This window comes from Brucella sp. IR068 (assembly GCF_049065885.1).
Classification (GTDB): domain Bacteria; phylum Pseudomonadota; class Alphaproteobacteria; order Rhizobiales; family Rhizobiaceae; genus Brucella; species Brucella intermedia.
In genome coordinates, this window is sequence record NZ_JBAKHE010000004.1 from 281,705 (window position 1) to 294,990 (window position 13,286).

Consider the following 13,286-nt stretch of genomic DNA (forward strand, 5'->3'; position numbering starts at 1 on the left):
CTCCACGTGGGACGCATTTCAAAAAATGCGCGTAAAATCAAAATGTTCTGGTAGTTTCCTTACCCGCGGGCATTTTGCGGACCGCTGGCCTCCAAAAGTGCGCGCGCGTAGTAGTCCTTGTGATCCTCAACACCTGGCAGCGCGAAGAAATACCCACCCCCGATCGGCTTCAGATATTCTTCCAGCGGCTCACCGTTGAGCCGGTTCTGAACCGTGATGAAGCCCTTTTCCAGATCGGCCTGATAGGCGATGAAAAGCAGACCCATATCAAGCTGGCCCGATTTGCTGACGCCATTGGAATAGTTGAACGGACGACGCAGAATGAGGTGCTGCTCGGCATTTGCATCGCGCGGATTTGCCAGGCGGATATGCGAGTCGAGCGGCGTGATTTTGCCGTCGGCGTCCTTCGCATAATTGGGAACATCGGTTTCGGTTTTTCCGTCGAATGGCGCTCCGCTATCCTTGCGCCGTCCGAAAATCGCTTCCTGTTCCTGTAGCGGCGTACGATCCCAGCGTTCGACAAAGTTCCGTATGATGCGCACCGCCATATAGCTGCCATTGGTTGCCCAATCCGGCTCCGCATTTTTTTCGCCCACCCAGACGATGCGGTTCATCAATGCCTCATCAGATGGATCGGGATTGGCAGACCCGTCGCGGAAGCCCAGGAAATTCCGCGCACTTTCTTTCGCCTTCGGCGAATGCGGCGGCTGCACAGGAACCGTCCCTTCCTGTTTCCAGCGCACCAACAAAAGGTCGGGCATGTTCTTCATGATGTCGCGCAGGGCGTGAATGTTCGTGTCCGGCGTATTTGAACAGAACTGAATTACGAGGTCCCCGTGGCAAATGTCCTTTTGCAGGGCATCGTTGGGAAAACTCGTCATGCGCTGCAGAAGTTTCGGCTTCAACGGTTTCAGGCCAAAACGGTCATCGAACAGAGACGAACCAAGCGCAACCGTAACAGTGAGATTGTCGGGTGTGACGACCGGGCCAAGAATGCCGGAATCGGAGGGCGGAAATTTTGCATCGAGTTCCGGCGGCGTCCCGCCTTTCATCAGAAATTCGGTCCTCTCGGTGAGCAGCCGGAACATGCGCTCAAGTTCGGAGCGGTCCCGTGCCAAAACGTCGAAAGAAGCAACGAGCCCGGCCGCGGGACGCGGCGTGACGATGCCTGGCTGGTGCTTTCCGTAAAAAGCCTGGCTTTCGTGAAGCTTCTCGCTCTCAGGCGCATTGGTCACGTTCTCAGAAGAAAGCGCTTGTGCTGCCTGAGGTGCAAGCACGCTTCCAACAGTTCCGGCAACACCGGCGGCTCCCGCACCCAGCAGCAATGCGCGCCGAGCGGACGAAACAGGTTCTTCAGACGTTATCGTATCGTTTTTAAAAAATTTTCTGGTCATCAATCTACTCCCAGCTGATCGCGGAGTTTCGTAAATTGCGCAGCAAGTTGTGCCGCGCCGTCCTTGAATTTCGCCTTTTCATCAGGCGACAGTGCGTCATACGCCTTGAAACCATTGCCCTGAGCGTCCGCACCGAGCAGCGACTTGATCGAAGCAGCGTCCTTGTCGATGCCTTCGAATGCCTTTTGATCAACCTTTTCGACAATGGGGCGCAGGACATTGGCAGTCTTGGCGGCGCCTTCGAGAAGGCCCGACAAAGCCTGCAGATCAGTATGTGCATAGCGGTCCTCACCTTCATCCGACGCTGTTGAAGCGAAACGGTTAAGGGCGGAAGCAGTGCCCGCCATCATGCGGTCCGGTGAAATGCGAAGTCCGCGAATGCGTTCTTTCAAGACGGTGGCGTCCTGCTCAAGCTTGCCAGCCACAGCTGCCAGTCCATCGACGGATTTCTGTTCGAACAGACCATATTCGACACGGTGCAAACCACCGAAGCCTGCGTCCTTCTCGCGCTTTTCGAAATAATCGGCACGGGCATTAATGGCCGTATCGAGATCGGAAAATGCTTCCGAGACGGGCGCAATGCGCGCATAGGCGGCGCGCGCCGGACCATAGGCGGCTTGTGCGGCTTCCAGATTACCGCTCGCTATTGCGGCGGAAAGCGCCGCAACAGCTTTCTGGAATTCAGCAACCTCGGTTGTGAGATAAATCTGATATTCAGCCAGTGCACCGATAAAAGCTGTAAGGGGCAGTTTGCTCTTTTCCGCTTCGCTGGCAGCGGTCGCAGTTACGGTCAGCTTGCCCCGAGGATTGGAAAGAAGCCCGCAGGTAATCTGGTATTCGCCTGGCGCCAGCTTCGCTGTGATTGTCTGCTTGAAGCCCGGCGCAATATTCTCGCGCTCTTCGAGAACCATCACACCATCGAGGATTTCCCACTCGACCGTGCGATCCGACTTGTTGATGATTTCAAAAACCGAGCGCCCGGCCGGGACGGTCAATTCGTTCGGCTCGCAGCTTTTTGCATTGATCGCGACTTGTATCTTGTCGCCAGCTCCTGCATGCCGCGCTTTGTCCGATACACGGGATGCATAATAAAATGCCCCACCGGCAGCGAGCAGCAGCAGCACGGCGACGGCCAGTCCTATGCGGACCAGATTGCGCGACATCGGTTCTGTAGGCTTCGGGTTCGTCATGAAAATCTCTTTTATTGTGCGCTTGTCTTGATCTGGCTTGCGGCCACTGATCCGCTCGCTGGCATGAGGAACAGGATGAGTGCCGGAACGAGGAAAGCCACATAGGCGACCACTTCGCTGACAGTCGGCGTTGCGATATATCCGAAAACCCCAGCCAGAACTGAGCCGAGCGTACTGTCTAGCGGGAGAATGTCGCTCGCGTCGAAAACGACTGCCTGGAAGTGGTTCCAGATACCTGCCTCATGCAGCGCCATGACAGAATTGGCCAGAATGCCCGCCGCGATGATCAGGATGAAAACGCCCGTCCAGCGAAAGAAGCGGCGGAGGTTCAACTTCAAGCCGCCTTTAAAGATGCCGTATCCAACCGCCGCTGCAAGCAAAACGCCGAGCAGCGCGCCCACAGGCGCCGCCGGGCCTTCGCTCTGCTGGAAAGCAGCCAGCAAAAAGAAAACGGATTCAAGCCCTTCACGCGCCACCGCAAAGAAGACCATGAGAATAAGACCAAAGCCCTTGTGCGTCGGGGTTTGGAACGCCGCATCGATGGAATGATGCAGTTCCACCTTGATGGAGCGCGCCGCCTTGCGCATCCAGAACACCATTGAAGTGAGGACGAAAACCGCAATCAGACCAATAATGGCCTCGAAAAGCTCCTGCGCTTTCTGAGGAAATTCCGCGCTCAGAAGCTGCAGGATAGCGCCAACAGTCAGCGACATGGCCAAAGCCAGCAGAATGCCAATCCAGACCACAGGCATCCAGGCGCTACGCCCGGTTTGATGGAGATAAGTGGCAATAATCCCGACGATCAGCGCAGCTTCCACGCCTTCGCGGAACATGATGAGAAAAGGTACAAGCATTCCGACTATCCAAAAGACAGAGAAATCGGCCTGTCCGATGGTCGCTTCTCTTCAAACCCGGCATGAAGCCTTCGTCATTTGGTCATCTTTTATATCCGCACTGCCAGCCCTGCAAGTTAAATGAAGTTGACCAGCGCAGGAATGTTTTAGAATTATTCTAACCATTTCAGAAGCTTATAACTGTGACTGGATGATAGAATTGTATAAGGCATTGAAAATGCACCTAAGTCATCTCCGCGTAACCGGATAGCAGATGCAGTGGGCAGAGATAAACTGGCCTCGATCCGGAGCAGGCCACGGATCACGACTTCCTCTCTCCCTTTCGCCCAACCTTTATCTCTTCGAGATTGAGATTGGTATCGTCGTCGTTTTTGCGATCCCGGTGGTAATTCGCGTCGAGATGAAGCGATGCTATCGTTTGTTGTGTGATCGCTCCCAAGAAGCTTCGAGCCTCGGAATCGATCTTGGAGTCGAGCGAGACCACCACGACGAAAGATTGTTTCGATTTGAAGCACGACTTGTCCGTTGAGGAACACAAATATTGACCAATGACCCGCTGGGAACGGTCAAAATGGGAAAAGTTTCAGAATTTTCCGAAATGGTCAAAAATTTCGTGTTTCAGGGGTTGAAGATTGGAGCAAGGTGATACATATCACAGTCACTTACCGCTGTGCCTCCTCCCATTGCGCGCGGTAAGTGTTCCCCTCTGGAGGTTTGCCTATAAGGCACCTTCATAACTTAGCCGGACTTCCCAGTCCGGCTCTTTTTTTGCCTGAAATCCGGCTAGCGTCTCATTTCACCGCATAGATGCAACCAGCACATCTTTCTGTTTTAAAAGAACAATCCGGGAGAGACGCCTCGACCCGAGCGGCTTTCCAAGCAGATTAACTGAAATCCAGTTAATCAATAAATTCTGCCTGTCCATGCGCAAAAAAAGCGCCGCGTTTCCGCGGCGCTTCTTGTCGGCAAAACTGCGCTTCAACTTATCCGTAGGCAGCTACAGGCGGGCATGAGCAGATGAGATTTCTGTCACCGCCCACATTATCCACGCGGCTGACCGGTGGCCAATATTTTGCTGTCGCGTCGAAATCGCCATTGATAGCGCTTGCCGGGAACACTGCTTCCTCACGGGTGTAAGGATGTGTCCATTCGCTCGCCAGCGTATCGCCTGCCGTGTGCGGTGCATTGGCAAGAGGATTGTCGTCCGCAGGCCAGACACCATCGGCAACCTTTTTCGCCTCAGTTGCAATGGCAATCATCGCATCGCAAAGACGGTCGATTTCCGACTTCGGTTCAGACTCGGTCGGCTCGATCATCAGCGTACCGGCAACCGGCCAGGACATGGTCGGCGCATGGAAACCGTAGTCGATGAGGCGCTTGGCCACGTCTTCCACAGTCACGCCAGCGCTATCCTTCAGAACTCGCGTATCAACAATGCACTCATGCGCCACACGATTATGTGCGCCGGTATAAAGGATCGGATAAGCGTCCTTCAAACGATGCGCAATGTAGTTGGCATTGAGGATCGCAGCCTCGGTCGCCTTCTTGAGACCAGCGCCGCCCATCATGCGGATATACATCCACGTGATGACCAGAATGGATGCGCTACCGAAAGGCGCCGCCGAAACAGCGTGCTTGGAACCGATATCCACATGGCCCGGCAAATAAGGCACCAGATGCTTGGCAACGCCAATCGGGCCAACGCCCGGACCGCCACCGCCATGCGGGATGCAGAAGGTCTTGTGCAGGTTCATGTGACAGACGTCAGCGCCAATGTCGCAAGGACGGGCGAGCCCAACCAGCGCATTGAGGTTCGCACCGTCGAAATAGACCTGACCGCCATTTTCATGGACGATTTCGCAGAACGCCTTGATGCCTTCTTCGAACACGCCATAGGTCGAAGGATAGGTGATCATGAAGGCAGCGAGATTATCACGATGCTTCTCGGCCTTGGCTTTCAGATCGTCGATGTCGATATCGCCATCTGGACGGCAATTGACCACGACAACGCTCATGCCAGCCATCGAGGCGCTGGCCGGATTGGTGCCATGTGCAGACGATGGAATAAGGCAGATGTTGCGATGACCTTCGCCCCGCGACTGGTGATAGTGGCGAATTGCCAGCAGACCAGCATATTCGCCCTGGCTACCTGCATTTGGCTGTAGCGAAACGCCAGCAAAGCCGGTGACTTCACAAAGCCAAGCTTCGACATCCGCCGTCATCCTGGCATAGCCTTCGGTCTGTGCCGCAGGCGCAAACGGATGCAGATTAGCAACCGTGTTCCAGCTCACCGGCATCATTTCTGCTGCCGCATTGAGCTTCATGGTGCATGAGCCAAGCGGGATCATTGCGCGGTCAAGCGCCAGATCCTTGTCGGCCAGACGACGCAGGAAGCGCATCATCTCGGTTTCGGAACGATGCGAATGGAATACTTCCTGCGTGAGGAAGCCTTCACCGCGTCCCTTGCCGGGCACGAGAACCTTGTCACCGTCGACCAGCTTGGCACCAAACAGAACGGCAAGCGCTGCAAGATCTTCCTCGGTCGAGGTTTCATCGAAGGTTACGCCGACCGTGTCCGCATCGATGACACGAAGCAGACGACCGCCCTTGTCAGCTTCGTCAGCAATGGCCTTCGCCTTTCCGGCAACCTTGATGCTGACCGTATCGAACAGGCTATCGCCTGCGATTTCGACACCCGCGGCCTTGAGGCCGGAAGCAAAGCGGGCAGCAAGACCGGCAACGCGGGTGGCAATCGCCTGCAAGCCTGCCGGGCCATGCCAGATCGCGAAGGATGCGGCCATATTGGCAAGCAGGGCCTGCGCAGTGCAGATGTTGGAGGTCGCCTTGTCGCGACGGATATGCTGCTCACGGGTCTGGAGCGCCAGACGATAGGCCGCACGGCCATGCGCATCGACCGACTGGCCGACGATGCGGCCGGGAATGATGCGAGTCAGAGGTTCCGACACAGCCAGATATGCTGCATGTGGGCCCCCAAAGCCCATCGGTACGCCGTAACGCTGCATGGAGCCAACAGCCATGTCCGCGCCCCACGTCGCAGGCGCTTCCATGATCGTCAGCGCCAGCGGATCGGCAACGGCAATAACGAGTGCGCCCTTGGCCTTCGCATCGGCAATCACCTTGCTGAAGTCGCCGTAGACGCCGCGTGTATCCGGCCACGGCACGACGATGGCAGCAGTATTTTCATCGAGAGTGCTGCCGGTTTCGATCTGCCAGCCGAGCGGTTCAGCGCGGGTGTTCACCACATCAACCGTCTGCGGATGCAGTTCGCCTGCAAGCAGGATACGGCTTCGCTTGTCGCGGTGATGACGGCAGGCAACGCCAATGGCTTCAGCAACCGCAGTTGCTTCATCGAGAAGCGAGGCGCAGGCGACCGGCAGGCCGGTCAGTTCTGCAACCAGCGTCTGGAAGTGGAACAGAAGCTCAAGACGACCCTGGCTGATTTCCGACTGGTACGGCGTATAGGCGGTGTACCAGGCAGGGTTTTCAAACAGATTGCGCTGGATGACCGGCGGCGTATGCACACCATGATAGCCCGCGCCGATGAAGCTCTTCTTCACCACGTTGCGGCCCATGATGGCGTTCAGCTCTGCAAGCGCATCGGATTCACTGAGCGGCGCCGGCAGATCAAGCGCACGGTTCAGACGGATAGACGCCGGAACCGCCTGGGTGATGAGGGTTTCCATGGAAGGAAGGCCGAGCGCCGCAAGCATTGCGCGCTCGTCTTCCAGTCTCGGCCCGATATGGCGGGCAACAAAGGGAAGAACCTGCTGGGTCATCGCGTTATCCTACCAGTTTGTCGTAACCGGCCTTGTCGAGGAGACCGGAAAGCTGGCTTTCATCCGAAAGCTTCAGCTTGAACAGCCAGCCCTCGCCTTCCGCAGCCTGATTGATAAGAGCCGGATCGCTTGCAACGGCTTCGTTGACTTCGACCACTTCGCCATCGACCGGTGCATAAACATCGGAAGCGGCCTTGACCGATTCCACAACCACGATGCCTTCGCCCTTGGTCGCCGTGCGGCCGACGTCCGGCAGCTCGACGAAAACGAGGTCACCCAGTTGTTCCTGTGCGTGGATCGTAATGCCGACAGTGGCAACGCCGTTTTCGACGCTGATCCACTCGTGATCTTCGGTGAACAGGATATTGGCCATGGAAATCATCCTTTGCGATAGCGATGCGGAGTAAAGGGAAGTGCCGAAACGTCAACGGGCACCTTGTTGCCGCGAACGTCAGCGAAGACACGTGTGCCGGGGGTAGCGAGGCTTGCCTCTACATAACCCATGGCGACCGGGAAACCTGCCGATGGGCCAAACCCACCGGAAGTAACGGTGCCGATCTGGCGACCGGATTCATCAAAAAGATCGGCGCCAGCGCGGACCGGCTGACGGCCTTCCGGCTTTAGGCCCACACGCTTGGCAGCAGCGCCCTTGGCAATGGCGTCCAGAACGGCCTTTGCGCCGTTGAATGCAGCTTTTTCCCGCACAGGCTTGGTGATCGCCCAAGTGAGGCCGGCCGAAACCGGATCGGTTTCCGGCGTGATATCCTGACCGTGCAGGCAGAGACCGGCTTCAAGTCGAAGGCTGTCGCGTGCGGCAAGGCCGATCCATTCGACGCGCTCGTCGGCAAGCAGCCTGGTTGCAAGCGCGCGGGCCTCATCGGCTGGCAGGCCAATCTCGAAACCATCTTCGCCGGTATAGCCCGAACGGGTCATGAACCAGCCTTGCTTCGGCTCGAAACCGCTCATAAAGGCAAGCTCCGCACCTTTGAGACCGGCATCATTAATGACGCTTTCAGCTTCGGGCCCCTGAAGGGCGAGAAATACCCGGTCAAGCGGATTGACGGTTACGTTCTTGCCGGAAGCAGCTTCGTTCAGATGCTCGATATCGGCATCGGCATTGCCAGCATTGGCAACGACCATGAAACGGTCTTCACCAAGGCGCGTGACGATCAGGTCATCCAGCACGCCGCCATTTTCGTTGAGGAAGAACGTATATTTAGACTGGCCTTCCTTCAGCACAGTCGGGTCAAGCGGACAGGTTTCAGCAAGAAGTGCGGCAGCGTCCGCGCCCGAAACCTCGATCAGCTTCATATGAGAAATGTCGAAAAGGCCCGCATGTTCACGCGTATGAAGATGTTCCTTCATGACGCCCAGCGGATAGGTTATCGGCATGTTCCAGCCGGCAAATCCGCCGAAGCGCGCGCCAGCCTGTTCATGCAGATCCTGCAAAGGCAGGGTATTCAAATGTGCGGTATCGCCCATAACAACTCCAGAGTCGCACGTGTGCCTCCGCAAAATGCGGTTGCTTCGTGCCCCTCTGTCTCAGGCCTGAGAGACTCGCATGGCTAAAGCCATACTTACACCTTCGGCGCAGGGTTGCCCCCGACTTTCCAGAGTTGTCTTACCGGTCTGCGGTTCCTTGTACCTGAGAGATTTCGGGCGATTTCCCCTTCGGCGGCCAATTGGCGCTCTCCCGCAGACAGACAGTGCAAGAACGTCATACGATATGGCATCCCGACACCCGACAAAACTCCCTTAACCCAATCCGGGGCGCAAGTCATGTGGAATTGTTGTCTCTAACCGACGATTTCCCGGACTTTTGCGACAAAATTCGAAGCCTCCGGGATACCCGGATCTATACTTCATTATACAAGGCTGTCACGACACGAAGGACATCGCGCAATTAGGCGCGTGAGACGAATTAACAGACAGTTGCGCCGCTACAATTTGTGGGAGCAACTTTCTGGACGGTAAATTTTTAAAGAATTTTTAACCGGTTAGCCGCCGAAGCAGCCTGAATCGAGCCGATTTCCCCAATTCGGCATGAGATTGTGATCGCATGATGACCGAGCTGCGCAAAAGACGTGCAACTGACAAGCTTAAACGCATTGCAGCTATGCAAATCTGTCTCTCCAATTCGAAATGCTTCGAGCCTATATGCTGGTTGCAACAAAGAGATAAGATTTTTACTAGGTGAGAGAAATGAACCTGATCCGCTCGTACAACAACTGGCGCCGTTACCGTAACACTGTAAACGAACTGAGCCGCCTGAGCCCACGTGAACTGAACGACCTCGGCATCCTGCCTTCGGAAATCCCGTTCGTCGCACGCAAGGCCGCTGCTCGCTAATAGCGCACCGGAAGGCATTGGCCTTCTTCAAGGATCGCGAGTCCCCATAATTGCGCGGTCCTACAGTTTCCAGAATATCGCCGGGGTGTTTTCTCCTCCTCCCATTCCCTCGGTGATACAAGACCGGATATCCTCCTCCCAAGTCCGGTCTTCCCCATAAAACACCCGTCGCTTCCTCCCGCGACGGGTGTTTTCGTTTGGCGATTACCGCGCCGCGACCACCTCTATCTCGACCTTGAACTCCTCACGCGTGAAACCGGAAACGATCATCAGTGTCGAGGCTGGCGCGGGCTGCGGGAACAGCCGGTCGCGAACATCCATATATGGGTGCATATAGGCTCGGTCGGTGACATAGGCATTGATACGCACCACATTGGATAGGTCCATGCCTCCATCGCGCAGGATGCGGCTTATATTTTCAAAGCAGAGTTCTGCCTGAGCGCCGGCGTCTTCCGGTACATTTCCGTCCGGCGCGATGCCGAGCTGACCGGAACAGAAAACCATTTCTGCACCGGCTTTTAACTTCACGCCATGGCTGTAGGCGGCAAAAGGTGCGGCCATGTCGGCGGGTAGCAGATGTTTCAAAGTGCTCATCGTATATCCTCAAGCTTTCGGCGCAGCGGCCAGCATTTCTTTCAACCTTGCCGCCCCGGCAGCAACATCTGCTTCGCTCGGACTAATGCCCGCGGCCAGGAGCCGACGCGCGATCATATGATCTGCCGGGCGATTGATGGAATCGACAGCGACAAGCCTGTCACCGGCAAAGTGAAAGATGGAGAATGCATTTTCTTCCGGGTTTCCCGAAAGGATATGCCGGTCGGCATCAAAGGACAGGCCTGCCGTCTGCAACTTCATATCGCCCTGATCCGACCAGAACCATGCAATTTCCCTAAACGGCGCCTCGCGGCCCACAATGGTACGAGCGACATGCTTTGCCTGATCTGTCGCATTTTGCACCGATTCAAGCCGCACCCGACGACCGGCCTGAAAATGATCATAGCTTACGCAATCGCCGATAGCGTAGACGTGGCCCGCAGACGTGCGCAGGTTCTCATCCACAACAATGCCGTTGTCGATCGCAAGCCCAGCCATAACAGCAAGCTCCACGTTTGGCACCGCACCCGTACCGATCACAACCATATCGGCCGGGAATTTGGTTCCGTCTGCAGCTTCCACGCCTGTCACGCGACCATTTTCACCCTCAATGGCCGTCACGCCGAGACCCGTCAAAACTGTGATACTGGCGGCGCGGCTCCGCGCTTCCACGTGGGCGGAGATGTGCGTTGCAACCGAACGCCCCAGCACACGAGGTGCTGCCTCGATCAGAACCGTTTTTTTGCCAAGCGCGATCGCGCTATGAGCCATTTCCAGACCAATAAAGCCGCCGCCAATAATGACCACATTCTCAACACTGGGCATTGCTGCCGCGATGCGGCGGGCATCCTCCATCCGGCGGAGCGTGAAAACACCGTCAAGCTCGACACCTGACAAATTGGGAATGCGAGCACGCGCACCGGTCGCGAAGATCAGTTCCGACCAGCTCAGGACTCGCCCGTCATCAAGTGTGACCGTCTTGTCTGCAATAGATACGGCATCGACGCGATGGCCAAACATCATCTCGATATTATTGTCGCGATAGGCCGATTCCGGACGCAGAACCAGACCGCCCCCTTCCGGCGCTTTCAGATAGGATTTCGACAGTGGGGGCTTATGATAGGGAATATCGGTTTCGTCATTGATGAGAATGATTTCGCCTGCATAGCCTTCCTGCCGAAGACTGATCGCAGCCTGCGAGCCAGCATGGCCAGCCCCAATGATAATGCATCTTTCGTCCATAGGACCTCCGGAACTTTCCGCACATCATAAACCTGTCGCGGCCCGTCACGTGACCAAATAGCCACGGATTCACACCTTAATTGCACGCAATCCGTATATTTAAAACATTTAGTTTGACCGATCGGTCAGATTGTTTAGTAGGATGCACTCAAATCTGGTTTGACGCGCATCTTGTTCCGAAAACCGTTTCACACTTTTCGGGATGCGCTCTAACGCCCTTGGCCCGAGCGTGTAGGAGTTGCAGTCTTGAAACGATATTGGTCCGATTATACGAGCGAGGCATTCTCCCGCCTCGAGCGTGAGAAGCTCGTGGCGGTTCTGCCGGTTGGTGCAATCGAGCAGCACGGACCACACCTTCCGCTGGCCGTCGACGCTGCCATCGTTGACGGCATGGTCAAGGAAACCATCGCCCGCCTGCCTGAAACAAGCCACGCGCTTTTCCTGCCGACGCAAGCCATCGGCAAGAGCAATGAGCACAGCCGTTACCCTGGCACATTGACGTTTTCAGCCGAGACCATCATTCGCATGTGGTGCGAGATCGGCGCTTGCGTGGCAGGAAGCGGTGTCCGCAAGATGGCGCTGCTCAATAGCCATGGCGGCCAGATCAGTGTCATGGATATCGTAGCGCGGGAGCTTCGCATCCGTCACAACATGCTTGTTGTAAGCATCAACTGGTTCGGCCTTGGAATGCCGGAAGGTGTATACAGCGATCACGACCTGAAGCACGGCATTCATGCCGGCGACATGGAAACCTCAGTGATGCTGGAGATGCATCCCGATCTCGTCGATATGTCGAAAGTACAGGATTTCCGAACGCTTACGGAAACTTTTGCAAGTGATTTCCAACATCTTTCGCTGAGCGGCGGCGCCAAGCCTGCCTGGCAGATTCAGGATATCAATCCTTATGGCGCTGCTGGTGATGCGACGCTCGCGACCGCGGAGAAAGGTCGAGCGACGATCGATTTTGCCGCCGAGCGCCTGGTAGAGGTTCTGGCGGAAATTGAACGAGCGCCGCTCTCCTGGCTCGACAACAAAACAGCCTGGTAAGGACAATGAGCGTGGCCCCCAACTCGCAAGCTCCATCCTCCCTGATCGAGATAGACGGCGTCTACAAGCAATATGGTACCGGCGTGATGGCCGTGAGCGACATGTCGCTCAGGATCGAACAAGGCCAGTTCGTCAGCTTTCTCGGCCCCTCTGGCTGCGGCAAGAGCACGGCGTTGCGCATGATCGCCGGCCTGGAATCGATTTCAGCCGGAAATATCCGTATCAACGGCCACGCTCCCGGCAAGGGGCCTATCGGCGCGCAGGATATCGGTTTCGTATTTCAGGAGCCGACGCTGATGCCGTGGGCCAGCGTCTTCGACAATGTTTATTTGCCGTTGCGACTGTCCGGCATTGCCCGCAAGGAAGCAACCCCGCGCGTCGAAGAAGCGCTGGCACAAGTGGGCCTGTCCCGCTTTGCCACGGCATTTCCGAGGGAACTGTCCGGCGGAATGAAAATGCGCGTTTCCATCGCTCGTGCTCTGGTTACGCGTCCGCGTCTTCTGTTGATGGACGAGCCATTTGCGGCGCTGGATGAGATGACGCGCTTCAAGCTCAACAATGACGTTCTGCGACTTTGGCAGGAACACGGTCTGACCGTGATTTTCGTAACCCACAGCGTTTATGAGTCGGTTTATCTGTCCAACCGGGTAGTGGTGATGGCTGCCCGACCGGGCCGCGTTGTGGCCGACATACCGATCATCGGCCCCTACCCACGTGCCGAAAACTACCGCACAACCGATGCCTACGCGAGATATTGCGCCAAGGTGTCCGACGCGCTGACCGCGACACTTTCCTCCGAAGATATCGATCATTGAGGAC

At 56.3% G+C, this 13,286-nt stretch carries 11 protein-coding genes and 1 riboswitch; of the genes, 3 read left to right on the forward strand and 8 right to left on the reverse strand.

What is annotated here, in order from left to right; translation table 11 throughout:
• Positions 1 to 59: 59 nt before the first annotated feature.
• The 6 genes from efeB to gcvT form a co-directional block, all read right to left on the reverse strand.
• A complete protein-coding gene (gene efeB, locus ACOWVS_RS09115) occupies positions 60 to 1,394 on the reverse strand; it encodes an iron uptake transporter deferrochelatase/peroxidase subunit (protein ID WP_021587283.1) in 1,335 nt (444 codons plus the stop codon).
• Positions 1,394 to 2,584, reverse strand: a complete 1,191-nt coding sequence (gene efeO / locus ACOWVS_RS09120; RefSeq protein WP_031346991.1) for an iron uptake system protein EfeO — start codon at positions 2,582 to 2,584, stop codon at positions 1,394 to 1,396. Before efeO ends, efeB begins: the two co-directional genes overlap by 1 nt.
• An 11-nt stretch (positions 2,585 to 2,595) precedes the next feature.
• Positions 2,596 to 3,438 carry an iron uptake transporter permease EfeU gene (gene efeU / locus ACOWVS_RS09125; protein ID WP_006469121.1) on the reverse strand — a complete coding sequence of 281 codons (843 nt, stop codon included), beginning with the start codon at positions 3,436 to 3,438 and terminating at the stop codon, positions 2,596 to 2,598.
• Between the two features lie 983 nt (positions 3,439 to 4,421).
• The gene (gene gcvP / locus ACOWVS_RS09130; RefSeq protein ID WP_075041855.1) at positions 4,422 to 7,235 is read right to left on the reverse strand and encodes an aminomethyl-transferring glycine dehydrogenase; all 2,814 of its coding nucleotides are present in this window, start codon (positions 7,233 to 7,235) and stop codon (positions 4,422 to 4,424) included.
• Between the two features lie 4 nt (positions 7,236 to 7,239).
• Entirely contained in the window at positions 7,240 to 7,608 is a 369-nt protein-coding gene (gene gcvH / locus ACOWVS_RS09135; protein WP_006471988.1) for a glycine cleavage system protein GcvH, read from the reverse strand.
• A gap of 5 nt (positions 7,609 to 7,613) precedes the next feature.
• Positions 7,614 to 8,717: a glycine cleavage system aminomethyltransferase GcvT gene (gene gcvT, locus ACOWVS_RS09140; protein ID WP_006469127.1), complete on the reverse strand. Its 1,104-nt coding sequence runs from the start codon at positions 8,715 to 8,717 to the stop codon at positions 7,614 to 7,616.
• 140 nt (positions 8,718 to 8,857) lie between these two features.
• A riboswitch (glycine riboswitch) is annotated at positions 8,858 to 8,941 on the reverse strand.
• Positions 8,942 to 9,437: 496 nt separating this feature from the next.
• Here gcvT and ACOWVS_RS09145 point away from each other — a divergent pair.
• A complete protein-coding gene (locus tag ACOWVS_RS09145; protein ID WP_002965914.1) occupies positions 9,438 to 9,584 on the forward strand; it encodes a DUF1127 domain-containing protein in 147 nt (48 codons plus the stop codon).
• A gap of 204 nt (positions 9,585 to 9,788) precedes the next feature.
• On the opposite strand, the gene ACOWVS_RS09150 is transcribed toward ACOWVS_RS09145, so the two are convergent.
• Together ACOWVS_RS09150 and ACOWVS_RS09155 are read right to left on the reverse strand one after the other, a co-directional pair.
• A complete protein-coding gene (locus ACOWVS_RS09150) occupies positions 9,789 to 10,178 on the reverse strand; it encodes a RidA family protein (protein WP_006469129.1) in 390 nt (129 codons plus the stop codon).
• 9 nt (positions 10,179 to 10,187) lie between these two features.
• Positions 10,188 to 11,420: an NAD(P)/FAD-dependent oxidoreductase gene (locus tag ACOWVS_RS09155; protein ID WP_006469130.1), complete on the reverse strand. Its 1,233-nt coding sequence runs from the start codon at positions 11,418 to 11,420 to the stop codon at positions 10,188 to 10,190.
• Between the two features lie 246 nt (positions 11,421 to 11,666).
• On the opposite strand from ACOWVS_RS09155, the gene ACOWVS_RS09160 reads away from it, so the two are divergent.
• The gene (locus ACOWVS_RS09160) at positions 11,667 to 12,467 is read left to right on the forward strand and encodes a creatininase family protein (RefSeq protein WP_006469131.1); all 801 of its coding nucleotides are present in this window, start codon (positions 11,667 to 11,669) and stop codon (positions 12,465 to 12,467) included.
• Between the two features lie 5 nt (positions 12,468 to 12,472).
• On the forward strand, positions 12,473 to 13,282 hold the full coding sequence (locus tag ACOWVS_RS09165; protein ID WP_006469132.1) for an ABC transporter ATP-binding protein: 810 nt from the start codon (positions 12,473 to 12,475) through the stop codon (positions 13,280 to 13,282).
• Positions 13,283 to 13,286 lie beyond the last annotated feature (4 nt).

What these genes read in the sequence shown, in the direction of transcription:
- efeU (WP_006469121.1), bottom strand. Translation starts at nt 3,438, where the DNA reads ATGCTTGTACCTTTTCTCATCATGTTCCGCGAAGGCGTGGAAGCTGCG.
- efeO (WP_031346991.1), bottom strand. Translation starts at nt 2,584, where the DNA reads ATGACGAACCCGAAGCCTACAGAACCGATGTCGCGCAATCTGGTCCGC.
- gcvH (WP_006471988.1), bottom strand. Translation starts at nt 7,608, where the DNA reads ATGGCCAATATCCTGTTCACCGAAGATCACGAGTGGATCAGCGTCGAA.
- ACOWVS_RS09150 (WP_006469129.1), bottom strand. Translation starts at nt 10,178, where the DNA reads ATGAGCACTTTGAAACATCTGCTACCCGCCGACATGGCCGCACCTTTT.
- ACOWVS_RS09145 (WP_002965914.1), top strand. Translation starts at nt 9,438, where the DNA reads ATGAACCTGATCCGCTCGTACAACAACTGGCGCCGTTACCGTAACACT.
- gcvP (WP_075041855.1), bottom strand. Translation starts at nt 7,235, where the DNA reads ATGACCCAGCAGGTTCTTCCCTTTGTTGCCCGCCATATCGGGCCGAGA.
- ACOWVS_RS09155 (WP_006469130.1), bottom strand. Translation starts at nt 11,420, where the DNA reads ATGGACGAAAGATGCATTATCATTGGGGCTGGCCATGCTGGCTCGCAG.
- ACOWVS_RS09165 (WP_006469132.1), top strand. Translation starts at nt 12,473, where the DNA reads ATGAGCGTGGCCCCCAACTCGCAAGCTCCATCCTCCCTGATCGAGATA.
- efeB (WP_021587283.1), bottom strand. Translation starts at nt 1,394, where the DNA reads ATGACCAGAAAATTTTTTAAAAACGATACGATAACGTCTGAAGAACCT.
- gcvT (WP_006469127.1), bottom strand. Translation starts at nt 8,717, where the DNA reads ATGGGCGATACCGCACATTTGAATACCCTGCCTTTGCAGGATCTGCAT.